Source organism: Pseudomonas sp. ATCC 43928 (genome assembly GCF_005938665.2).
In the GTDB taxonomy this organism is placed as follows: domain Bacteria; phylum Pseudomonadota; class Gammaproteobacteria; order Pseudomonadales; family Pseudomonadaceae; genus Aquipseudomonas.
Genome location: NZ_CP041753.1, coordinates 2,241,178 through 2,262,474, shown reverse-complemented (window position 1 = coordinate 2,262,474; position 21,297 = coordinate 2,241,178). Strand labels below are relative to the sequence as shown.

The window sequence follows — 21,297 nt, the reverse complement described above, 5'->3', positions numbered from 1 at the left end:
TGTCGCCTCGTTTTGATATGTTTATTTTCACACAGTTGATTTGTGAAATATTTTATGTCATTTATAGCCTCGCAAATCATCAGGACAGTCCACCTTGCCAGACCGGACGGCAGCCCCGTATCACCAACGCCCCATCCAAGGAGTCAACAATATGAACAAGACAGAACTTCTAGGTGCTCTGGCACTGTGCGTCGCAAGCCTGCTGGCGCACGCCGACGAGGACAGCCTGCGTATCGGCATCGAAGCCGCCTACCCGCCCTTCTCCTTCAAGACGCCGGAGGGCAATGTCAGTGGTTTCGATTACGACATCGGCAACGCGCTGTGTGCAGAGATGAAGGTCAAATGCGAGTGGGTCATCCAGGAATTCGACGGCATGATCCCGTCGCTCAAAGTGCGCAAGATCGACGCCGTGCTGTCGTCGATGTCGATCACTGAAGACCGCATGAAGTCGGTCGACTTCAGCAAAAAGTACTACCACACGCCGGGCAAGTTCGCGATGAAGAGCGGCAGCGTGGTCAACGACCCGCTGGTCGATCTCAAAGGCAAGAAAGTCGGCGTACAACGCGCCTCGACCTACGACCGTTTCGCCACTGAGCAACTGGCGCAAGCCGGCGTCGAGGTGGTCCGCTACGGCTCACAAAATGAAGCCTTCCTCGATCTGGCATCAGGTCGCCTGGACGCCACCCTCGCCGACATCGTCAACACCGATGAGAGCTTCATCAAAACCCCCATAGGTAAAGGTTTCGCTCTGGTGGGGCCGGACATCAACGACCCGAAATACTTCGGCAGAGGCGCCGGGATCGCGGTGCGTAAAGGCGACAGTGCGAACGTTGCACGCCTGAGCGCAGCGATTGACGCCATCCGCGCCAATGGCAAGTACCAGCAAGTGATGGCCAAGTACTTCGCCTTCGATATCTACGGCGAATAAGCCGTTACCCGAAACCCTGGCGCCGGCGTTTGCGGGTGCCACTTCTGGCTTGTCTCGCGCGCCTCCCGGCGCTCGCTTGAGGAACTTCATCATGCTTCACGGCTACGGATCGAGCATTCTCGATGGCGCCTGGCTGACCATTCATCTGGCCCTGACTTCCATGACCATGGCGATTGCCCTGGGTCTGATCGGCGCCGCCTTTCGTCTGTCACCGTTCAAATGGCTGGCGGTGCTGGGCGAAGGCTATACCACCCTGATTCGCGGTATTCCCGACCTGGTGCTGATCCTGCTGATTTTCTACGGCGGCCAGGACCTGGTGAACCGCATTGCCCTCGCGCTCGGTTACACCCGCTACATCGACATCAACCCCTTTATCGCCGGCGTCTGCACCATGGGCTTCATTTTCGGTGCCTATCTCTCGGAAACCTTTCGCGGCGCCTTTATGGCGATCCCTAAAGGTCAGGCAGAAGCCGGTGTGGCTTATGGCATGAGCGGCGCTCAGGTGTTCTGGCGGATTCTGGTGCCGCAGATGATTCGTTTCGCCATCCCGGGGTTCACCAACAACTGGTTGGTGCTGACCAAATCCACCGCGCTGATCTCGGTGATCGGGTTGCAGGACATGATGTTCAAAGCCAAAAACGCAGCGGACGCCACCCATGAGCCGTTCACGTTTTTCCTCGCGGTTGCCGCGCTCTACTTGCTGCTGACCAGCGTGTCATTGCTGGTGCTGCGCTATCTGGAAAAACACTACTCGGTCGGCGTCAAAGCCGCCGAACTGTGACGGGGAGCACAGCCATGATTCTCGACTACAACCTGATCTGGGAAAACCTGCCGCTGTACCTCAATGGCGCCTTGTTGACCCTCAAAGTTCTACTGATTTCCCTGGCCGTTGGCCTGGTGCTGGCGATTCCTTTAGCGCTGATGCGCGTCTCCCGATCGCCGTTGATCAGCTTCCCCGCCTGGCTCTACACCTATGTGATTCGCGGCACCCCGATGCTGGTGCAACTGTTCCTGATCTATTACGGCTTGGCGCAGTTCGAAGCGGTACGCCAAAGCGTGCTCTGGCCTTACCTGTCCAGCGCAACCTTTTGTGCCTGCCTGGCCTTCGCGATCAATACCAGCGCCTATAGCGCGGAACTGCTGGCCGGCAGTTTGAAGGCCACGGCCCACGGCGAGATCGAAGCCGCCAAGGCCATGGGCATGTCGCGCTTTACCTTGTACCGCCGCGTGCTCCTGCCGTCGGCCTTGCGCCGGGCACTGCCGCAATACAGCAACGAAGTGTTGATGATGCTGCAAACCACCAGCCTGGCGTCGATCGTCACCCTGGTCGACATCACCGGAGCCGCTCGTACGGTCAGTTCGCGGTTCTATCTGCCATTTGAGGCGTTCATCACCGCCGGCCTTATCTACCTGGCCCTGACCTTCATCCTGGTTCGTCTGTTCAAGCTGGCCGAGCGCCACTGGCTGGCGTATCTGGCACCGCGCAAGCACTAAGGAGCTGTTATGGAGCACATTGAATACCTGTTGCCGTGGGGGGCCTCGGGCACAGAACGACGGCTGTCGCTGTTTCGTTTTGGCAGCGGGCCGCGCAAGGCCTACATCCAGGCCTCCCTGCATGCCGACGAGTTGCCGGGGATGCGCGTGGCGGTTGAACTTAAGCAGCGTCTGCGCGTGCTGGAAGAACAAGGTCGCCTGAATGGGGTCGTCGAGTTGGTGCCGATGGCCAACCCGATTGGCATCGCCCAGATGTTCCAGGCCACCCATCAAGGCCGTTTTGAGTTCTCCAGCGGGAAGAACTTCAATCGTGACTTCCCGGAGTTGGCAGAGGCCGTGGCGCAGCAACTGGAAGGTCAACTGGGAAAAGACGCCGACACCAACATCGCATTGATCCGCCAGGCCATGAGCGTTGCGCTCTCGGATATGCCGCCACCGACGTCGGAACTCGATGGCCTGCGGCGCCTGTTGATGCAGCACGCCTGTGATGCCGATGTGGTGCTGGACCTGCACTGCGATTTCGAGTCGATCATGCTGCTGTATGCCATGCCGCAAAACTGGCCACGCCTGCGCTCATTGGCCGCCCGCCTCGGCGCCGATGTTGCCCTGCTGACCGAGGCGGCGGGAGGCAGCGCCTTCGATGAAGCCTGCGCAATCCCTTGGCTGCACCTGGCCGAGCGCTTTCCTGAAGCCGACATTCCGCTGGCGTGTGTGGCCACCACGATCGAATTGCGCGGCATGGCCGATACCGAACGCGAGCAATGCATCGAGAGCGCGCAAGCTATTCTCGGCTACCTCGCCGAGCAAGGCCTGATCAGCGGCGACTGGCCTGACGCGCCACCGAACCGTTGTGAAGCGACACCCTTCGCCGGTGCGCAGTACGCCTATGCGCCGCACCCCGGCGTCGTGAGTTATCTGCAACCGCTGGGGGCCCGGGTCAGGGTCGGCGACCCGCTGTTCGAAGTGATTGATCCGCTGACCGATCGCCACAGCATCGTGCGCGCCAGCACCGACGGCATCCTCTATGCCCGTGAACGTCTGCGCTTTGCCCAGCCCGGTTTGTGGCTGGCCAAAGTGGCCGGCAGTACCCCTATTCGCCAAGGCCGCTTGCTCAGCGACTGATTCCAGAGAGTTGAAACCATGTACAAACTTGAAATTCAGGATCTTCACAAAAGCTACGGCACCCACGAAGTACTCAAGGGCGTGTCCCTGGAGGCGAAGGCCGGTGACGTGATCAGCATCATCGGCTCCAGCGGCTCCGGCAAAAGCACCTTCCTGCGGTGCATCAACCTGCTGGAGCAGCCCAACGCCGGCAACATTGTGCTCAATGGCGAACCGCTCAAGCTGGTGACCAACAAACTCGGCGGGCTCAAGGCTGCCGAGCCCAAACAGTTGCAACGCATGCGTTCGCGACTGTCGATGGTGTTTCAGCACTTCAACCTCTGGTCGCACATGAGCGCCCTTGAAAATGTCATGGAGGCCCCAGTGCATGTGCTGGGCATGAACAAGAAAGAAGCGCGGGAAAAGGCCGAGCATTACCTGAACAAAGTCGGCGTGGCGCACCGCATGGACGCCTGGCCGGCGCATATGTCGGGTGGTGAGCAGCAGCGGGTAGCGATTGCCCGGGCACTGGCCATGGAGCCGGAAGTGATGCTATTCGATGAACCAACCTCAGCCCTCGACCCCGAGCTGGTCGGCGAGGTGCTGAAAGTCATGCAGGACCTCGCACTCGAAGGCCGCACTATGGTGGTCGTGACCCACGAAATGGGCTTTGCCCGCGAGGTCTCGAACCAGCTGGTGTTCCTGCACAAGGGCCTGGTCGAGGAGCGCGGCAATCCGCGTGAAGTGCTGGTCAATCCGCAGTCCGAGCGGCTTCGGCAGTTTCTGGCCGGCAGCTTGAAATAACCACCGGCTCGCTCACCGCTCCCAGGCTTGGCGATGCACAACGAGGTTTGGCATGCGATACACTCCTGCCAACCTCGAACCAAGCCTTCTCCAACCCTTCAGGAACTGTAGAGCCGGACATGCCGACCCCTTCGAAAGACACCACGGTCTATGCCGCGCCGGTGATGCGTAAACTGGCGGAAATCGTTTCCGATCTACAGCCTTCACTGCGCAAGGTGGCGGATTTTATCCTGCGTCACCCGCTAAGGGCCGCGACGCTGACCATCGAAGAAATGGCCCATGAAACCTCCACCTCGCCGGCCGCGGTCAATCGTCTGGCCAAGGCACTGAACCTGGGTGGCTACACCGGCATGAAGGCCGAGCTGGTCGCGACGTTGCAGCAGATGGTGTCGCCGGTCGACAAACTGCGCAACGAACTGGCGCATCGTCCTGGCGGTGCATTTGGCCTGCATGAGCAAATCCAGAGCGCCACCAGCAACCTCGCCACGGCAGCCACCAACAACCACGCCGACACCTTTGAAGCGTTCGTCACCCGCCTGATCGAAGCGCGCAAAATTTACATCCTGGGCTTTGGCAACAGCGTCTACTTCGCCGGCCTCGCCGCCTCGACCCTGATGCCCTTCTGTGCCGACGCCACCGCCATCAGCATGGAGGGCGGCAACGAAAATGCCGCTTACCGCCTGGCTGCCATCACCGATCAGGATGTGTTGCTGGCGATCTCCCTGCCGCGCTATTCCCTCGACACCCTGCAACTCGCACGCTTCGCCAATGAGCGCGGCGCCTCGGTGCTGGCGATCACCGACTCACCCGCATCGCCGCTCACCAGCATTGCCGAACACGTGCTGTTTGCCCCTGCCGACCATCCGGTAATGACCAGCTCCAACATCGCCGTGCTCGCCTTGATCGAAGGATTGGTGGCGGGTGTGATGGCGCGCAATAAAGAAGCGGTCAAGCTGGCGACCGAGCTGACCGAGAGCGTGATGTCTTATTTGCATATTCCTGCCAGCAGCAAATCGTCGAAGAAGTGATAACTGACAGGGCTTGCGCCATGGGCAACCTGAAAACCCAAAACCACCCGGCTTTCGTGGACCGGGCGGTCTTGGGGCTGTCTTGCGACAACTCGTTCAGGACTGTGCCTCAACCTCCCGGGCACAACCATTGCGCAACTCTGACGCCAACGTCTGTTCGTCCAGCGCCCCTTCCCACTTGGCGATGAACAGCGTGGCGACACCGTTGCCGATGACGTTGATCAATGCCCCGCCCTCGGAAATAAACCGGTAGACCCCAAGCACCAACACCAACCCGGCCGCCGGAATCACATCCAGGCTGCCAAGGGTGGCCGCGAGGGTAATGAACGCACCGCCGGTGACACTGGCCGCGCCCTTGGAGGTCAGCAACAGAATCAACAACAGGGTGACCTGGTGCCACAGGTCGAGCGGAATATCCAGCGCCTGGGCGATGAAAATCGCCAACACTGTCATGTTGATGCAGCTGCCATCGAGGTTGAAACAGTATCCCGAAGGCACCACCAGCCCCACCACCGACTTCTCGCACCCCAGGCGCTCGAGCTTGCCCATCAACCGAGGCAAGGCCGACTCCGAAGATGAGGTGCCCAACACCAGAAACAGCTCATCGCGGATGTACTTGAGAAACTGCCACAGGCTGAAACCGGCCAGGCGCGCGACCAGGTTGAGAATCACGAACACAAAAAACAGCGCCGTCACGTAATAGCAGATCAGCAAGTTGCCATACGCCCCCAGGGAGCCGACGCCGTACTTGCCGATCGTAAAGGCCATGCCGCCGAAGGCCCCCAGCGGCGAGACATACATCACGATCTTGACCATGCGGAAAAACGCCTGGGCTACCAGATCGATCAGGTTCAGCAACGGCTTGCCGGCAGCACCGAGCATCTGCAAGGCGAAGGCAAACAGGATGGAAATGAACAGCACCTGGAGAATATCGCCTTCGGCAAAGGCACCAAACACGGTACTGGGCACGATATGGGTGAGAAAGCCCACCACACTCTGTTCATGGGCCAACTTGCTGTAGCTGTCGATGGCATGGCCGTCGAGGGTCGCCGGGTTGATGTGCATGCCCGTACCAGGCTGCATCAGGTTGACCCCGATCAGCCCGATCACCAGCGCCAGGGTGGTCAGCACTTCGAAGTACAGCAACGACTTGAAGCCAACCCGGCCGATGCGCTTGAGGCTCTGCATGCTGGCAATGCCACTGACCACGGTGCAGAAGATGATCGGCGCAATCAGCATCTTGATCAGCTTGATGAACGTATCGCCCAGGGGCTTCATTTCTTCGCCGAGACTGGGATAGAAATGACCGAAGATGATGCCCAGCACAATCGCCAGCAGCACCTGCACATACAGGTGGCGGAACACTCGGCGCAGGCGTGAATGGCTCGGCTTTTTTTCGGCAATCGAGGGTGTAATTGTTGTTGTCATGATGGCTTCCTCGCAGGCGTGATGCATTTCCCCAGGTAGCCGACCGCCACATCGGTGCACGATCGATCGCCTGGGAAAGAGTGTTCGGGGGATGATTACTGCTGGATGTACTCGGAAATCTCGATCAGGTTGAGATCGGGATCACGCAGGTACACCGAGCGAATGGGCCCCCGGGCCCCGGTTCGGGTCACCGGACCTTCCACCAGCGGCCAGTTCACCGTTTTGAGGTGGGCGATGACTTTGTCCAGTGGCGCGCTGGCGATAAAGCACAGGTCCAGGGCCCCTGGCACGGGCACGTGGGCCTTGGGTTCGATTTCATGACCGCGCACGTGCATGTTGATTTTCTGGTTGCCGAACGTGAAAGCCACCCGGCCCTCGCCGAATTTTTCCAGGTGCATGCCCATCACCTCGGTGTAGAAATGAATGGTCGCTTGCGGGTCGGTGGCAGTCAGGACGATGTGGTCGACGTGATCGATCATCCCAACCACCGGAGCACCTGGCGGCACGATGGCGGCCGCCACGGCAGGCGTTACCTGCAGCAATGCGCCCAGGGACAGCGCGGCAATGAACAACGAGACAAACTGACGGACCGGTGTGATTGTTATTGTTTTCATGAGTGGACCTTCTTGTTGGGTGGTGAAGCCTTCACGACACGAGGTTGATCAGGTTCCCCAAGTAGTAGCCCTGCAGGTTGCCAAGGATGCCGTCGGCCAGCCGTTGCAGGCTGCTCTGGCTGGCCCAGGCCACGTGGGGAGTGACGATCAGGTTGGCGTGGCGACTACTGAGCAAAAGGTGGTCGGCCGGTGGTGGCTCCTGGCAAAGCACATCGAGGGCCGCGCCACCGAGGCGACCGCTGTCCAGCGCATCGAGTACCGCCGCTTCATCCACCAACGGTCCGCGAGCGGTATTGATCAGCAACGCGCCGGGTTTCATCTGCGCCAGTTCCAGGGCCCCGATCAGGTGTCGGGTACGCTCGGTCAATGGACAGTGCAGAGAAATCACGTCGCTTTGCGCCAGCACCGTTTCAAAGGACTGGTACCCCTTGCGCACCGGGACCACGCCACGGTGTTCGGCAAACAGCAACTGCATGCCCAGGGCGCTCGCCAGACGTGCCGTAGCCAAGCCGATACCACCTCGGCCGATGATGCCCAACACGCTGCCCTGAACATCCCGGATCGGCGCGCGATGGACGCAGAAATGCCGCGAATCCGGCCAGTCCCGCAGCGCCGCAGCCTGGTAAGCGAACAGCTGTCGACGCAGGGCGAAGATTGACGCGATCACCGACTCGGCGACGCTTTGTGCCGAGTAGGCCGGGACGTTACACACCGTTACGGCAAAATCATGGCAGGCCGCCAAATCAATGCAGTCGTAACCGGTGGCCGCGACGCAGATGAAGCGCAGGTTCGGCAGTTGCTCAAGTTCAGCCCGACCGATGCGCACCTTGTTGGTGATCACCGCATCGGCATCCCGGGCGGCTTCCACCACTTGGTCCGGTGTCGTGTCGGGGCGGTCCTGCCAGTCCGAGACCCAGGCCGGGCGAGCAATGCTCACGGGCAGGCTATCGCTATCAAGAAATACCACTTTCATGCTGCACGCTCCGGCTGGACGGGTTCGGAAATCTCGATCAGGTTCAGGTCCGGATCACGCACATACACCGAACGTATCGGCCCGGTGGCACCGGTACGTAACACCGGGCCTTCGATGATGGGCCAGTCGACACGGGCCAGGTGCGCGATCATTTGGTCCAGAGGGATCGAGGCGATAAAACACAGGTCCAGCGCTCCCGGCACCGGCAAATGCGCCTTGGGCTCGAACTCGTGGCCACGCACGTGCAGGTTGATTTTCTGCTGGCCGAAAGCGAACGCCTTGCGCCCACCAGCAAAGGTTTGCACCTGCATGCCCATGACCCGCACGTAAAAATCCTCGGCAGCCACGGGGTCGATGGTGGTCAGCACTAAATGGTCGAGATGATCGATCATGAGTGCAGCTCCTGGGCTCGGGCCGACGGCACCTGTTTTTCCAGGTTGGCGACATGGGCGGGGATCGGGTGCAGGTCCAGGCGTTTGCCGGCCTTGAGGATCTGGCTGGGAATGTCGTGACCGACCAGACCCGGCAACTGCGCGGCGACCGCCAGCACCCGGTCCAGATCAACCCCGGTGTTGAAACCCATCAACTGCAGCATGTGCAACAGGTCTTCGGTGCACACATTGCCACTGGCCCCCGGCGCATAAGGGCAACCGCCCAGGCCGCCAAGGGACGAATCGAAACGATCGACCCCGGCCTCGATGGCCGCCAGCGCATTGGCCAGGCCCATGCCACGGGTATTGTGGAAATGCAGGGTCAGCTGCAGCGCCGGAAAACGCTCACGGACGGCCCGGGACAGCATCTCGACCTGACTCGGGTACGCCATGCCAGTGGTGTCGCACAAGGTCACGCCGCGAGCTCCCAGCTCGGCGAAGCGCTCGACCCAGTGCAACACCTCCCCTACCGGAACATCGCCCTGCATCGGGCAGCCGAACACGGTCGACAACGACACGTTGATCGCCACCGGCCCCTGGCCGATCACGCTGACCACTTCGCTGAGCTGGGCAAACGACTGTTCGCGGCTCATGCGCAGATTGGAACGGTTGTGCGGCTCGCTGACCGACATCACCAGGTTGGCTTCATCGATGTTGCACGCCAGGGCTCGCTCGGCCCCTCGCACATTGGGCACCAGCACCGTGTATTCCACCGCCGGATTGCGGCGGATGCCCTGCATCACTGCCTCGGCGTCGCGCAGCGCGGTAATGGCCTTGGGCGAGGTGAACGAGGTGACCTCGATCTTGGCGAAACCACACTGGCTGAGCGCATCTATCATGGCGATCTTGTCGACGGTTTCGATAAAGCGCGCTTCATTCTGGAAGCCGTCACGGGTTGCGACTTCCTGCAAGAAAAGACGTTGCATGTTGATTCTCCGGTTCAAATGATGCCGCGCTGGCGCCAGTCGGCTTGCTGCGCAGCGTCGATGCCAAGCTCGCCAAGAATCTCGGCGGTATGCTGACCAAGGGTCGGCGCCGAGCGAGTCACGCTGCCAGGCGTGGTACCCAGCTTGGGGACGATGCCGGGCAAGGTCACCGGCGTGCCGTCGTCCAGCTGGCTGTCGAGCAGCATGTCGCGCGCCCGGTAATGCGGGTCCTGGGCAATGTCGGCAGCGTTGTAAATCCGGCCGGCCGGGATGCGCGCCTCGGTCAGGATCGACAAGACTTCGTCGAGGCTGAGCCGCGCGGTCCATTCGGAGATGGCGGCATCGATGCGCTCAACCTGCAGCACTCGGCCGTGGTTCTGCGCAAGCGCTGGATCAGCCCCCAGATCGCGGCGCCCAATCACTTCCATCAGGCGTTGATAGATGCTGTCGCCATTGCCGGCGATCAAGGCAAAACCACCGTCACGGCAGCGATAGGCATTGGTCGGCGCGATACCCGGCAAACTGCTGCCGGCGGGCTCACGAACGGCATTGAACACCGAGTATTCGGGCAATAGGCTTTCCATCATGTTGAACACCGACTCGTACAGCGCCACGTCGATCTGCTGGCCGTCACCGCCGTTCTGCTCGCGATGACGCAGGGCAAGCAGAATCCCGATGACCCCGTGCAAGGCCGACAACGAGTCGCCGATGGAAACGCCAACCCTTACCGGGGTCCGCCCGGGCTCGCCGGAAAGATGCCGCAACCCGCCCATCGCTTCACCGATCACGCCGAATCCGGGACGGTCACGGTACGGCCCGGTCTGGCCGTAACCAGAGACCCGGAGCATGATCAGTTTCGGATTCAGCGCGTGCAGCATGTCCCAACCCAGCCCCCAGTTTTCCAGAGTCCCTGGGCGAAAGTTCTCTATCAGTACATCCGCGTCGACCAGCAACTGGCGCACCACCTGTTGGGCTTCACGCTGGCGTAAATCAAGGGTCAGCGAGCGTTTGTTGCGAGATTGCGCGGCCCACCAGACGGAAGTACCGTCATGCAGCAAGCGCCATTTGCGCAACGGGTCACCGGTGACCGGAGGCTCGATCTTGATCACGTCGGCGCCAAATTCACCGAGCATTTTCGCCGCAAATGGCCCGGCAATCAGTTGACCGAGCTCCACGACCTTGACACCTTGCAGAGGTAACCTCATGACGTTTCCCGTTCTTGTTGAGTACTTGTGGCATGGATAATCGACACAAACCGGGCAGATGAAAATTTCAAATTTCGCCACTACTCTTTCCAGAATGGAAAACCTTGGATCCTCTTGATGATCAATCCCCTGCATTTCGATCTGCTGTCGTTGCGCCTGCTGATCTTCGCCGCCGAATCCGGCAACCTGACCCGTGCCGCCGAAAAGGCCAACATGACGGTCTCGGCGGCCAGCAAACGGTTAGCCGAGCTGGAGCGAACCACCCAGTGCCCACTGTTCGTGCGCCTGCCAAGGGGGCTCGAACTGACCGCCGCGGGACAAGGGATCGTTGAACATGCCAGAACGATTCTGGAAGGCGTGAACCGGATGGCATGCGACGCCAGCGATTACGCGGTCGGGGTGCGCGGGCATGTGCGGTTGTTCGCCAACACTTCCGCCGTCGTCCAGTTTCTGCCGGACGACCTCGCGTCTTTCCTGCGCGCCAACCCGAACGTGCGTATCGGGCTGGAAGAAGCACTCAGCGAACCGATTATTCAAGCCGTGGAAAACGGGCGCGCCGACATCGGCATTTTTGCCGACAACGTACCGGCCGAGGGCCTGTACAAACTGCCCTATCGTGACGACCGACTCGTGCTCCTGGTGCCGGTCGGCCATGAACTGGCGAATGAGCGCAATGTGTCCTTTGCCGACACGCTTGGCTTCGATTACGTAGCGCTCAACCAGGGCAGCTCATTGCTGCGCAGAATCACCGATGCCGCCGTCAGTGCGGGCAAGATCCTCAAGGTGCGGATCCAGGTCAGCAGCTTCGACGGCATCTGTCGGATGATCGAAGCCGGCTTGGGCATCGGGATCTTGCCGTTGTCATCCGTGCGTGCCGAATTGCTCGGCAGCCGTCTGATTGCTGTCGACCTGAGCGATGACTGGGCGCACCGCACCTTGTTCGTGGGGGTTGCGAGTCAGGCGCAACTGACCCCGGAAGCGGCCAAGTTGTTCGAGTATCTGAGCAGCGTGCATGGCTGACAATGGCGTAAATGTCCCTGTCCACACATTTGGGTTACAGGTAGCCCAATCATCAAAAAACCACTGCCTCATGTGTTCGTGGCACATGCAACAGTGGCAAAAGCGCAATAGTTACCTCATGTCCAATTTACGAGTGCGCACTACGACCGTACTCAGGCGACTTCGCGAAATTGTCCTCGACCGTTCCAGTGCCATCCAGATACCCGTGCTTACGCAAATCAGGCATTAATATCGAAGCGATGAACGTCACGCATACCAATGCCGCTACGTAATAAAAGAAGTAACTTTCAATCCCCATCGATTTAAGCATCAATGCCACGTACTCGGCGGTACCGCCACACAATGCATTGCCGATCGCATAAGGCAGGCCAACGCCCAACGCCCTGACAGAAGCAGGATAAAGATCCGCTTTAAGCACACCCGTGACGGGCGTATAAAATGCGGCGATAAGGAGACCAGACATAATTAGCGCAAATGCTGCATATGGGCTCGACACCGTCTTTAACGTGATTAAAATTGGCACAACCAAAGCGGTTGCCAAACCACCAAATATCATCATGCTTTTTTTCACGCCAATACGGTCTGCCAGCATGCCGAAAAATGGCTGACAAATCATGAAGCACACTAAGGCAGACGTCATAATGAAACTGACCGTCCCCGCATCCAGCCCCACCGACAACACCAAGTATTTCTGCATATAGGATGTGAACGTATAATAGTAAAGCGAACATCCCATGGTGATGGCCACCGTTAAAATCACCGCTCGCTTATGCTTTAGCAACGCTCGAATGGATCCGGCCTCCTTACTCTTCATTTCTTTTACTGAGGCTGTTTCGGTCATGGATCGACGTAGAAACACGACCACAATGGCGCTAATCGCGCCGATTAAAAATGGAATTCTCCAACCCCAGGCTTTCAAATCGTCCGGAAGCAATACGTGCTGAAGAACCGCAACCGTCAGCAACGCAAGTAGCTGACCTGCAATAATGGTGGAATATTGGAATGAACCGAAAAATGATCTGCGCCCGGCAGTCGACATTTCACTGATGTAAGTGGCGCCTGTTCCGTACTCCGCGCCCACCGAAAGGCCCTGCATCAGCCTCGCTACAACCAACAGGACGGGGGCCGCGACACCAATCGACTCATACGTTGGCATGATCGCGATCATCAAAGAACCACCGCACATCATGAAGATTGAAATGATCATTGATATTTTTCGACCGCGCGTATCCGCAATGTAACCAAATATCCAACCACCGAGGGGGCGCATAAAAAAGCCGACAGCAAAAATTCCAGCTGTCGCTAACAGTTGACTGTTTTGATCTCCTGCCGGGAAGAACAGCGATGCAAAATAGATAGAGGTATAGGCATAAATAAAAAAATCATACCACTCAACCAAATTGCCCGAGCAAGCTCCGAGTATCGCTCGAACCCGTGCTTTATTTGTAATGGGAGGACGCTTGACTGCACTGTTATCAACATTACTTATTATTATCATTTCAATCTCCACGAGCGGAAATAATCTGTTGACGCGTTTACGCGCTAAACCACCAGCACAACAACAGTCTATGCGAAGACAAAAGTCACTCACACAGACTGCCTGCTTGATCATCTAATCAATCAATAAAACATTTAGGATAAAAGCCACCCCAACTGAAATATTAATCTTCCTGATGTGACTTCATCGTGCACTTTTCACTGCAATGCAGACTCAAAAACTGGCGCGCGCCTGCATCGAGACTGCGCCATCAGGCAAACTGACCCATAACAGTAAGTTGTCACCTTCATAGACAGCATTTAATGTTAGCGTCGCTCCCAACAAGGCAGGACGAACGCCTCGATAATTAAAGAGTTTTACTGGTTTACCCGCGATACGTTCGGCATAGCCTGCCAGCAGAGTTGCGTTCAGTGGACCATGTATTACTTGACTCGCGTAGTGTTCAACATCTCGACAGTAATCAGCGTCATAGTGAATGCGATGACCATTGAAAGTCAGTGCTGAATAGCGAAACAACGTGGTCGAGGTCGGCAGCCATTCATAGGAATGAGTGGCTGGCGGCATCGCGGCGAAGGGTTTGTTCGAGTCGACGGGAGTTGCCTCCTTGTAGACGATGTCGTGGTGTTCGGAAATGGCAACTTCGCCAGCATGCAAAATCTCATGCAATACGGTGACAAACACTAGCTCGCCACTACGACCTTGTTTGTGTTCGATTGAAACAATACTGGAGCGTTTCTCGACGCTGCCATCCAACGGCAATGCTTTCTTGAATTCAAGCTGTCCACCGGCCCACATGCGATTCGGCAGCGGCACGGGAGGCAAGAAGCCACCTCGTGCCGGGTGACCGTCACGTCCCAACTCTTCAGGCGCCAGTCCGTCCAGAAAATACAACCAGTGCCACAATGGCGGCAATGGATGACCCGAGACCAAATCGCTTTGTGGAATGCCCAGTGTGGCAGCCATCAAACGCGCATGGCGTGAAGACAGGACATCGCGGTCGACATGGGTCTTGCCGATCCATTGCCGAAGGTGTTGAAGATCAATAGTGCTCATGCAGGGACCTCCTCTTGTTTGTTCTGTGTTGCTGTCACCTGGAATTCTTTGCGCAGCCGATCACTGTGTTCGCCCAGGAGCGGAGCTTTTTCAAATCGCTGATCGTCCCAAGGAGCGCGTACCGGAGGCGCAATCATCTCGACTTCACCGGTCTCGACTGCCATTGGCCATTTACGAAGGCCTGGATGTTCTGCCATCTCGGCGACGGAGCGCACCTGACCAAAAGCGGTATTGGCCTGACCCAGTTTGTGGATCGCCTGTTCGGCGCTCAGGCTGGCGAAGGACGCACTGATCAGCGCATCCAAAGCGTCTCGGTTACGGACGCGTTCTGTGTTGGACGCAAAACGAGGATCAGTAGATGCGCCGGTGCCTTCAAGAAACAGGTTAGAGAACTGCTGCCATTCGCGTTCGTTCTGAATGCTGATCACGATGTCGCGCTGATCGCCGGTGGTATAAGCACCGTATGGAGCAATTGAAGGGTGGCGCAGACCCTGGCGTGTAGGAGCACCATTGCCATAGATCTCGTGCAAGTAAGGAATGGTCATCCAGTCCGCGGCACCATCGAACAACGAGACGGAGATGCCAGTGCCCTGCCCGGTTCTTTCACGTAACTGCAGCGCAGAAAGCACACCAATCGCAGCATTCAACCCTGCCCCGATATCGCATATCGACACGCCGATCCGGCCATAGCCTTCAGGTGAGCCACTGATGCCGGCCAGACCGCTTTCGCATTGGACCAACAGGTCATACGCTTTCAAACCACTGGCGGGCCCCTCAGTACCGTAACCACTGATATCGCAGGTGATCAATTGTGGATTCAGTTCGCGCAGTTCCGAGCTGTCAAACCCGGCGCGAGCAAGGGCACCGGGCGCCAGGTTTTGAACAAAGACATCGGCGCTGGCAATGATCCGTTTGAGCAGCGACGCGTCGGCGGCATTTTTGAAATCCAGTACCAGCGACTCCTTGCCTCGGTTGGTCCACAAAAAATACGAAGAGTGACCTTTGGCGGCATCGTCATAGCCCCGGGCAAAGTCCCCTTCTGCGCGCTCGACCTTGATGACCCTTGCACCCATCTCCGCCAAACGAGAGGTACACAACGGCGCGGCCAACGCCTGTTCGATGGAAACGACGGTAATGCCTTTTAAAGGTTTTGTAGTGGACATAAGGTTCTCCCATAGACAGTTTGCGTGCACAAGTATGTGCAAACCACGGTCAGGGGAGCAGCGAGCTTTTACGAAGACTGAGTTTGTAAAATACAAACACTGCAGGGCTTACAAGAGGTTAAATTAGAAAAAATTCTCATGATTTCGCCGGAGACTAACGCAATGTTGTACGACTTGATCGACCTTAAGGTCTTCTTGGCCGTCGCCGAGGAAAGCAATCTGTCGCGCGGCGCCGAGCGCTGTAATCTGGCCCCCTCCTCAGTCAGTTTGCGCATAAAAGGGCTTGAAGCCAGCCTCGGGACACCCTTGCTGCTGCGCCAGGCCAGGGGTGTGGGTTTGACCCCGGCGGGTCATGTGCTGGTCGAACATGCAAGACGCTGCATGGCTCAGTTGGAGCAGATGACGACTGACTTGCAACCGTTCGCCAATGGCTTGATCGGCCATGTGACCTTTTTTGCCAACAACAATGCCATCAGCTCATATTTGCCGGATGACCTGGCGCGCTTTTTCTCCAAGTACCCCAATGTCCGCATCACCCTCGAGGAACGATTGAGCCATGACATTATTTCAGCCGTGTCCGCAGGCCGTGCCGACATCGGAGTCGTAGCGCTGGAGTCTGACCACCCAGACCTGGAGTTTCTGCCCTACAGGCAAGACCAGTTAGTCCTGTTGGCGCCGTTAAACGGCCGATTCGACAACCAGCATTCGGTTAGTTTTTCCGAATGCCTGGGGCTCCCATTTATCAGCCTTCAATCCGGCGCCGCACTGCATACCTTTTTGATGAATCACGCCAGCGCCCTTGGCGGGCGCTTGGATGTGCGCGTCCAGGTCTCCGGATTTCGGGCGATTGCCCGTCTGGTCTCATCGGGAGCGGGTATCGGCATCGCTCCACGCTCAGCGTTAGAGCCAGCAGACCTGGATCGCCTTCAGGTTATCGATCTTGTAGAGGGATGGGCCAAGCGTGATTTGCGAGTGTGCGTACAACGCAGCCCGCGTGAAAAGAATGTGTTGCGAGATCACCTGATAGAGATTCTTTGTCAGCCAGGAAATACTCGATAGTGCATGAGATCAGGTTTGCCGGTCCTTATACTTCAGCAGATTGGCCTGCGCGGGCCAGCACTCGGCGGGCTTGGCGAGCGACGGCCTCATCGACCATGACACCGTTCACTTGCCCCACGCCTCGACAATTTTCGATCAGAATGGCCCGCGCTGCGGCGATCTCATCGACGGTCGGTGTGAACGCCTGATTGATGGCAGCAATCTGATTTGGGTGGATCGCCGCTTTACCGGCAAACCCCATGTCGGCAGCCTGGAGCGCTGCCCGCTCAAGCCCGGCCAAGTCGCGAATATCGAAAAAAGGAGAATCGATAGCAGCGATAGCCGCTGTCGCGCACGCGCTCACAAGCGATACACGTGCGAAGGTGAGATTCGCTGCAAAGGGTCCACAGCCTAAATCCGCCGCCAGATCCGCAGCCCCGAACATGAGGGCGGCGAGTCGGGGCGTCGCATGTGCGATGTCTGCCACCGCCTTGAGCCCTACTGCGCTTTCGATCAATCCGATCAAACGAGTGCTCAGACCTTTTTCGCTGAGCAGACGGTCCACTATCTGCAAATGTGCAACGGATTCGGTTTTTGGAAGTAGCAGAAATTCAGGCTGAACCGGACTTTCCAGCAGTTCAAGCACGTCACAAAGCCCCGCAGACGTATCCAGTCCGTTGATACGAATAATGCAAGGGAACCGCGCTTCCTTGGCAGCATTGAGTGTGGTGAAAGCAGTAGCACGAGCACTTTTTTTGTCTTTAGGCGCTATCGCGTCTTCCAGATCAATGATCAAAAAATCGGCATCCACCTCCTCGGCTTTGGCGAAACGTTCAGGGTGTGTTGCCGGCGTGAAAAGAGCACTGCGCATACGTACGGACATTTTCTACTCCAGAGGGGGTGACGGTGCCGCAAGGCGTGCTGTGATCCTTGCCGGCGCGTGAACCACCATAGCTAGACAAATGCCAATGGACTATTGTATGGAACTGTCGATCTTCATATGTTTTACAAATACCTATGGAGCTATTAGCTATGGAGTTACGTCACATCCGCTACTTTCTAGCCGTCGCTCAAGAGCAGAATTTCACCCGTGCGGCTCAGAACATCGGCATCGGTCAACCTCCATTGAGCTTGCAGATCCGCGACCTGGAGCGTGAAGTGGGCACCCGGTTATTTCACCGAATTCCGCAAGGCGCAGAATTGACTGCGGCAGGGCAGGCGTTTCATGACCTGGTTCGAAACATACCGGCTCAGGTAGAACGAGCAACGCACGCGGCTCAACGAGCCGCTCGGGGCGAGTTAGGGGCGCTGCGCATAGGTTTCACTGCCTCCGCAAGTTTCAATCCGGTCGTGGCTGCGGCGATTCGTAATTTTCGACGGGCCTACCCGGATGTTGATTTGACCCTGGAGGAAAGCAATACCATTCGATTGATGGCAGGCATTAACGAAGGTGACCTGGACGCGGTTTTTATACGCCCTGGAGTAGCTGAAGCTGATCATTTGACGATGCGAACTCTATCGGAGGAACCATTGCTCGCGGTTCTACCGAAATGTCATGTGGCTGCACGCCAGAAAAAATTGAACCTGAAAGATCTCAGTAAGGACCCGTTTATTCTCTATCCCAGGGAAGTAGGACCCACCTTGTTCGACACCGTTATCGCTGCTTGCCGCGATGCTGGTTTTGACCCGATTCTGGGACAAAGCGCTCCACAACTTGCCTCTGTCGTGCATTTGGTAGCGGCAGAATTAGGGGTTTCGCTTGTACCGGCGTCGATGCAGCAAGTGCATGCCACAGGGGTGGTTTTCAAAGCGATCAATGATGTCTCCCCCATCGCCCGGCTTACACTCGCCTGGCGTCGCAGTGACAACTCGATTTTCCTGCGGAACTTTATAAATTGTGCAGTCAGTTAACTACACACTCTTCGCCGGTACGGAAGCCGACTGCTTTCGAAAGCGGCCATTGTGAAGAGCTAAAAAATTGTCGTGAAGTGATTAGTTTTTTCACACCCACCGAATGAGCAAAAATACCAACAGCACATTCAATACGGCCAACGAACTCAAGCCCGCAAGCACTCCGCCAGCGCCCCAGGTCTGCAATAGGTAGCCGCCAGCGAGGGGAGTCAAGGCTTGTCCAATGAGCGAAGGCCGAGCCATGCGCCCCATCAGCAAAACATAATGGGTGGGCGACATAAGGGCCAGCGGCAGCAGTCCTCGAACGATCGCCCGCAAACCATTACCCGCGCCGTAGATCACCAGTCCCACTGCGGTCATTGCCGGCGCCATGGTCACCAGCAACAGACCAACTGCCACGAATACCACGCAGATCAATGTCGTCCAGATTGGATGTCTCTTTCGCGAAAACACTTGTAGAACACGTGAACCTACCTGACTTGGACCCAGCAAGGCGCTCAGTCCGATGGCGGCTGCGAGCGAATAGCCCTGCCCCTGCAACAATGAAATCAGCTGGACAGACATCGCCGTCATGATCACTGCACCCAACGCAAAAATCAGTGTGAGCAGCAGGTAGATCCGCCGGTCGATCGAGAGGCGTTCATCACTCATGGCACGGCTTTTTGCGAGTGGCCCCGCGCCCCGCGCCAGCACCCAGAGATAAAGCGGTGCTACGGCAATGACCAATAACACCCCGTATGCCAAGCACGTCGTGCGCCAGCCAACGTGCTCGATGACCAACGCAACCGCTGGCCATGACAGCGTTGTCGCAAACCCTGAAATAAGCGTGATCCCGGTAATCGCACTGCCCGCCCGCTCCCCGTACAGAGAACCTAAAGCGGCGAACAACGCTTCATACAGCCCCAGCGCCATACCGACGCCAATCACTGCCCAAGACAAAAGAAACATCGGCAACGAGGTCGAGCTCGCCATCAGAAACAACCCGATGGCGACGCCCAGGCCGCTACTGGCAAGGATGGGGCGGCCGCCGTAGCGGGCGATAAGCCGGCTGGTCAATGGCGCCAGCATTGCAGAAACCAGAATGCTCAGAGACAGCGCGCCATACACCCATTGGCTGGCCCAGCCGGTCTCTTTCATGATTGGCTCAGCCATGACGGCCATCAGGAAGAACGAACCTCCCCAGACCAGAACTTGCAGCATCCCCAATATAAAAATGCCGAATACGCCAGGCAGTCGCGTTTGATGGTTCAAGACAGTGTCATCAGTGGTGAGAAAAAAGCAGAAGTCGTGAGCAGCTGCGCAACAACGGGTAGGGGCTAACAGATTGGCCGATGGCTCAAAGCATGTGCCCGGCCCAGATTTTGCGATTGACCAGATCGGCTGCAATTTCGATAAAGGCATCCCCGACAAATTTCGCGGCCGGGCTGACGCGCCTGTCCGCGGGAAAGACCAGGACCAATTTACGCATGGGAGCGGGGTCGACCAACGGTGCCGCACTGAGCACGCCCGCTTCGATTTGCGCGTAAATCGAGGCCAACGGCAAAGCGGTCAAACCGAAGCCATTGCGGACCAGGTCGATCATCGCGCCGAAGGAATCGGCTTCAACGCTGGTCTTGAGCTTGATCCCGACTTCACGCGCACAATTATCCAAAATCACCCGAAGGCCATGTCGGGCGCTGGGCAATACCAACTGTTGCTCGGCCAGCGACGCGAACGACACCGGCGTATCAAGACGCAGGTTGGCGCTGGCAGGGCCGACCAACAGCAGGTTTTCCATCATCACCGGCACAATACGCAGCGTGTGCAGGGGTTGCGGATCGTAGGAAATCGCCAGTTCCAACTCGCCACGCTGAACCCAATCCAGCAGGTAGCCGCTGAAGGCCGAGGAAAACCTGATGCCGAGATTCGGATGCGCCTCTTTGATCTTGCGCACCAGAGGGACGGTGACGATTTCCGCGACCGTCGGCGTTGTCCCGATGACCACCGTTCCCCGAAAAGAGGTTTTTCCGCCCACCACCGAGCTTCGGATGGACTCCATCTCTTCCATGACTCGGGTGGCATGGGCCAGCACTTCGCGGCCGGCCTCGGTAATTTCCATGCCTCGCCCATGTCGGTCGAACAGGTAGGTGCCGAGTTCCTTTTCCAGCAACCGGATTTGCCGGCTCAGGGCCGGCTGCGCGATGTGAAGACGATCCGAGGCCTTGCTGAGACTGCCCAGCTCGGCCACATGAATCAGGGTCTTGAGTTGAACGACATCCATTACCAGGCCAGTCAGCATCGGGCTCGGCGCGATATGCGTCGAAAGTGTTGTGAGTGTAATCGCATTTGCGCACCTTGGAATGCCTCGCCAACCGTGTGTCGCGGGGCCTCAGGACTGGCGAGTCGGCTGTATCCCCCAGCGCGCCGGGGCTGCATGCCAAGCTATAGAATTCAGGTATATCAGTTAGGCCTGCCTGACGGCTTATTAGCCTCCTGACTCTGCGGTAGCGTGCAATCAACGTCGGCGCCAAAGAGCGCTCGACTCACTACAAGAATAAGATTCGAGGGCTCGCGCCATGATGTTCAATGCTTCGTCTTACCTGACCTGTCCGATTTTCCCGGGCCACGTACAGCTCGCCATGCTCGTGCATCCTCCCTCCCCGTTCTCTTCAGTAAACCCGGCCACGAACGAGTTCACTCCGC

The 21,297-nt window shown here is 57.9% G+C and carries 21 protein-coding genes; 9 read left to right on the top strand and 12 right to left on the bottom strand.

Annotated features, from left to right (window positions below):
- The first annotated feature begins 151 nt into the window (after nt 1-151).
- The 6 genes from FFH90_RS10300 (at nt 152) to FFH90_RS10275 (ending at nt 5,355) form a co-directional block, all read left to right on the top strand.
- Nucleotides 152-928 carry an ABC transporter substrate-binding protein gene (locus FFH90_RS10300; protein WP_138867102.1) on the top strand — a complete coding sequence of 259 codons (777 nt, stop codon included), beginning with the start codon at nt 152-154 and terminating at the stop codon, nt 926-928.
- Nucleotides 929-1,019: 91 nt separating this feature from the next.
- The gene (locus FFH90_RS10295) at nt 1,020-1,709 is read left to right on the top strand and encodes an ABC transporter permease (RefSeq protein ID WP_138867101.1); all 690 of its coding nucleotides are present in this window, start codon (nt 1,020-1,022) and stop codon (nt 1,707-1,709) included.
- Between the two features lie 14 nt (nt 1,710-1,723).
- Nucleotides 1,724-2,422, top strand: a complete 699-nt coding sequence (locus tag FFH90_RS10290) for an ABC transporter permease (RefSeq protein ID WP_138867100.1) — start codon at nt 1,724-1,726, stop codon at nt 2,420-2,422.
- Between the two features lie 9 nt (nt 2,423-2,431).
- Complete coding sequence (locus FFH90_RS10285; RefSeq protein WP_138867099.1) at nt 2,432-3,544, top strand: succinylglutamate desuccinylase/aspartoacylase family protein; 1,113 nt, start codon at nt 2,432-2,434, stop codon at nt 3,542-3,544.
- Nucleotides 3,545-3,562: 18 nt separating this feature from the next.
- Nucleotides 3,563-4,327, top strand: a complete 765-nt coding sequence (locus FFH90_RS10280) for an ABC transporter ATP-binding protein (RefSeq protein ID WP_138867098.1) — start codon at nt 3,563-3,565, stop codon at nt 4,325-4,327.
- Nucleotides 4,328-4,446: 119 nt separating this feature from the next.
- On the top strand, nt 4,447-5,355 hold the full coding sequence (locus FFH90_RS10275; protein ID WP_007940239.1) for a MurR/RpiR family transcriptional regulator: 909 nt from the start codon (nt 4,447-4,449) through the stop codon (nt 5,353-5,355).
- Nucleotides 5,356-5,451: 96 nt separating this feature from the next.
- Here FFH90_RS10275 and FFH90_RS10270 read toward each other — a convergent pair whose 3' ends face one another.
- The 6 genes from FFH90_RS10270 to FFH90_RS10245 all read right to left on the bottom strand — a co-directional run bounded on the left by FFH90_RS10270 (nt 5,452) and on the right by FFH90_RS10245 (nt 10,932).
- A complete protein-coding gene (locus tag FFH90_RS10270) occupies nt 5,452-6,783 on the bottom strand; it encodes a dicarboxylate/amino acid:cation symporter (RefSeq protein WP_018928331.1) in 1,332 nt (443 codons plus the stop codon).
- A gap of 95 nt (nt 6,784-6,878) precedes the next feature.
- A complete protein-coding gene (locus FFH90_RS10265; RefSeq protein ID WP_111453875.1) occupies nt 6,879-7,262 on the bottom strand; it encodes a VOC family protein in 384 nt (127 codons plus the stop codon).
- A 166-nt stretch (nt 7,263-7,428) separates the two neighbouring features.
- Nucleotides 7,429-8,370 carry a D-2-hydroxyacid dehydrogenase gene (locus tag FFH90_RS10260; protein WP_138867097.1) on the bottom strand — a complete coding sequence of 314 codons (942 nt, stop codon included), beginning with the start codon at nt 8,368-8,370 and terminating at the stop codon, nt 7,429-7,431.
- Nucleotides 8,367-8,762, bottom strand: a complete 396-nt coding sequence (locus tag FFH90_RS10255) for a VOC family protein (RefSeq protein WP_138867096.1) — start codon at nt 8,760-8,762, stop codon at nt 8,367-8,369. Before FFH90_RS10255 ends, FFH90_RS10260 begins: the two co-directional genes overlap by 4 nt.
- Complete coding sequence (locus tag FFH90_RS10250; RefSeq protein WP_019581920.1) at nt 8,759-9,727, bottom strand: hydroxymethylglutaryl-CoA lyase; 969 nt, start codon at nt 9,725-9,727, stop codon at nt 8,759-8,761. The genes FFH90_RS10255 and FFH90_RS10250 overlap by 4 nt, the downstream gene beginning before the upstream one ends.
- A gap of 14 nt (nt 9,728-9,741) precedes the next feature.
- Complete coding sequence (locus FFH90_RS10245; RefSeq protein WP_138867095.1) at nt 9,742-10,932, bottom strand: CaiB/BaiF CoA-transferase family protein; 1,191 nt, start codon at nt 10,930-10,932, stop codon at nt 9,742-9,744.
- A gap of 117 nt (nt 10,933-11,049) precedes the next feature.
- Between FFH90_RS10245 and FFH90_RS10240 the strand changes: the two genes are divergently transcribed.
- Nucleotides 11,050-11,952 (top strand): LysR family transcriptional regulator, encoded by a 903-nt coding sequence (locus tag FFH90_RS10240; RefSeq protein WP_018928337.1) that lies wholly within the window; start codon nt 11,050-11,052, stop codon nt 11,950-11,952.
- Between the two features lie 127 nt (nt 11,953-12,079).
- Here FFH90_RS10240 and FFH90_RS10235 read toward each other — a convergent pair whose 3' ends face one another.
- From FFH90_RS10235 to FFH90_RS10225, 3 genes are all read right to left on the bottom strand, one after another.
- Entirely contained in the window at nt 12,080-13,450 is a 1,371-nt protein-coding gene (locus FFH90_RS10235; protein WP_138867668.1) for an MFS family transporter, read from the bottom strand.
- A 213-nt stretch (nt 13,451-13,663) separates the two neighbouring features.
- The gene (locus tag FFH90_RS10230) at nt 13,664-14,503 is read right to left on the bottom strand and encodes a MaoC family dehydratase N-terminal domain-containing protein (RefSeq protein WP_018928339.1); all 840 of its coding nucleotides are present in this window, start codon (nt 14,501-14,503) and stop codon (nt 13,664-13,666) included.
- Nucleotides 14,500-15,666, bottom strand: coding sequence for a CaiB/BaiF CoA-transferase family protein (locus FFH90_RS10225; RefSeq protein ID WP_018928340.1), 1,167 nt, complete (start codon nt 15,664-15,666; stop codon nt 14,500-14,502). The genes FFH90_RS10230 and FFH90_RS10225 overlap by 4 nt, the downstream gene beginning before the upstream one ends.
- 162 nt (nt 15,667-15,828) lie before the next feature.
- Between FFH90_RS10225 and FFH90_RS10220 the strand changes: the two genes are divergently transcribed.
- Nucleotides 15,829-16,725, top strand: a complete 897-nt coding sequence (locus FFH90_RS10220; protein ID WP_018928341.1) for a LysR substrate-binding domain-containing protein — start codon at nt 15,829-15,831, stop codon at nt 16,723-16,725.
- 25 nt (nt 16,726-16,750) lie between these two features.
- On the opposite strand, the gene ripC is transcribed toward FFH90_RS10220, so the two are convergent.
- Nucleotides 16,751-17,587 carry an itaconate degradation C-C-lyase RipC gene (gene ripC, locus FFH90_RS10215; protein WP_138867094.1) on the bottom strand — a complete coding sequence of 279 codons (837 nt, stop codon included), beginning with the start codon at nt 17,585-17,587 and terminating at the stop codon, nt 16,751-16,753.
- A gap of 149 nt (nt 17,588-17,736) precedes the next feature.
- Here ripC and FFH90_RS10210 point away from each other — a divergent pair, with 149 nt between their 5' ends.
- A complete protein-coding gene (locus FFH90_RS10210; protein ID WP_138867093.1) occupies nt 17,737-18,615 on the top strand; it encodes a LysR family transcriptional regulator in 879 nt (292 codons plus the stop codon).
- A gap of 90 nt (nt 18,616-18,705) precedes the next feature.
- On the opposite strand, the gene FFH90_RS10205 is transcribed toward FFH90_RS10210, so the two are convergent.
- Together FFH90_RS10205 and FFH90_RS10200 are read right to left on the bottom strand one after the other, a co-directional pair.
- Entirely contained in the window at nt 18,706-19,815 is a 1,110-nt protein-coding gene (locus FFH90_RS10205) for an MFS transporter (protein WP_111453661.1), read from the bottom strand.
- Nucleotides 19,816-19,951: 136 nt separating this feature from the next.
- The gene (locus tag FFH90_RS10200; protein ID WP_178114243.1) at nt 19,952-20,893 is read right to left on the bottom strand and encodes a LysR substrate-binding domain-containing protein; all 942 of its coding nucleotides are present in this window, start codon (nt 20,891-20,893) and stop codon (nt 19,952-19,954) included.
- Nucleotides 20,894-21,297: the final 404 nt, after the last annotated feature.

Bases quoted from the DNA above. Each gene is read 5' to 3' on its own strand.
- FFH90_RS10225 (WP_018928340.1), bottom strand. From the start codon at position 15,666: ATGTCCACTACAAAACCTTTAAAAGGCATTACCGTCGTTTCCATCGAA.
- FFH90_RS10275 (WP_007940239.1), top strand. From the start codon at position 4,447: ATGCCGACCCCTTCGAAAGACACCACGGTCTATGCCGCGCCGGTGATG.
- FFH90_RS10280 (WP_138867098.1), top strand. From the start codon at position 3,563: ATGTACAAACTTGAAATTCAGGATCTTCACAAAAGCTACGGCACCCAC.
- FFH90_RS10300 (WP_138867102.1), top strand. From the start codon at position 152: ATGAACAAGACAGAACTTCTAGGTGCTCTGGCACTGTGCGTCGCAAGC.
- FFH90_RS10210 (WP_138867093.1), top strand. From the start codon at position 17,737: ATGGAGTTACGTCACATCCGCTACTTTCTAGCCGTCGCTCAAGAGCAG.
- FFH90_RS10255 (WP_138867096.1), bottom strand. From the start codon at position 8,762: ATGATCGATCATCTCGACCATTTAGTGCTGACCACCATCGACCCCGTG.
- FFH90_RS10235 (WP_138867668.1), bottom strand. From the start codon at position 13,450: ATGATAATAATAAGTAATGTTGATAACAGTGCAGTCAAGCGTCCTCCC.
- ripC (WP_138867094.1), bottom strand. From the start codon at position 17,587: ATGTCCGTACGTATGCGCAGTGCTCTTTTCACGCCGGCAACACACCCT.
- FFH90_RS10290 (WP_138867100.1), top strand. From the start codon at position 1,724: ATGATTCTCGACTACAACCTGATCTGGGAAAACCTGCCGCTGTACCTC.
- FFH90_RS10230 (WP_018928339.1), bottom strand. From the start codon at position 14,503: ATGAGCACTATTGATCTTCAACACCTTCGGCAATGGATCGGCAAGACC.
- FFH90_RS10260 (WP_138867097.1), bottom strand. From the start codon at position 8,370: ATGAAAGTGGTATTTCTTGATAGCGATAGCCTGCCCGTGAGCATTGCT.
- FFH90_RS10265 (WP_111453875.1), bottom strand. From the start codon at position 7,262: ATGATCGATCACGTCGACCACATCGTCCTGACTGCCACCGACCCGCAA.
- FFH90_RS10220 (WP_018928341.1), top strand. From the start codon at position 15,829: ATGTTGTACGACTTGATCGACCTTAAGGTCTTCTTGGCCGTCGCCGAG.
- FFH90_RS10200 (WP_178114243.1), bottom strand. From the start codon at position 20,893: ATGCTGACTGGCCTGGTAATGGATGTCGTTCAACTCAAGACCCTGATT.
- FFH90_RS10285 (WP_138867099.1), top strand. From the start codon at position 2,432: ATGGAGCACATTGAATACCTGTTGCCGTGGGGGGCCTCGGGCACAGAA.
- FFH90_RS10270 (WP_018928331.1), bottom strand. From the start codon at position 6,783: ATGACAACAACAATTACACCCTCGATTGCCGAAAAAAAGCCGAGCCAT.
- FFH90_RS10205 (WP_111453661.1), bottom strand. From the start codon at position 19,815: ATGCTGCAAGTTCTGGTCTGGGGAGGTTCGTTCTTCCTGATGGCCGTC.
- FFH90_RS10250 (WP_019581920.1), bottom strand. From the start codon at position 9,727: ATGCAACGTCTTTTCTTGCAGGAAGTCGCAACCCGTGACGGCTTCCAG.
- FFH90_RS10295 (WP_138867101.1), top strand. From the start codon at position 1,020: ATGCTTCACGGCTACGGATCGAGCATTCTCGATGGCGCCTGGCTGACC.
- FFH90_RS10240 (WP_018928337.1), top strand. From the start codon at position 11,050: ATGATCAATCCCCTGCATTTCGATCTGCTGTCGTTGCGCCTGCTGATC.
- FFH90_RS10245 (WP_138867095.1), bottom strand. From the start codon at position 10,932: ATGAGGTTACCTCTGCAAGGTGTCAAGGTCGTGGAGCTCGGTCAACTG.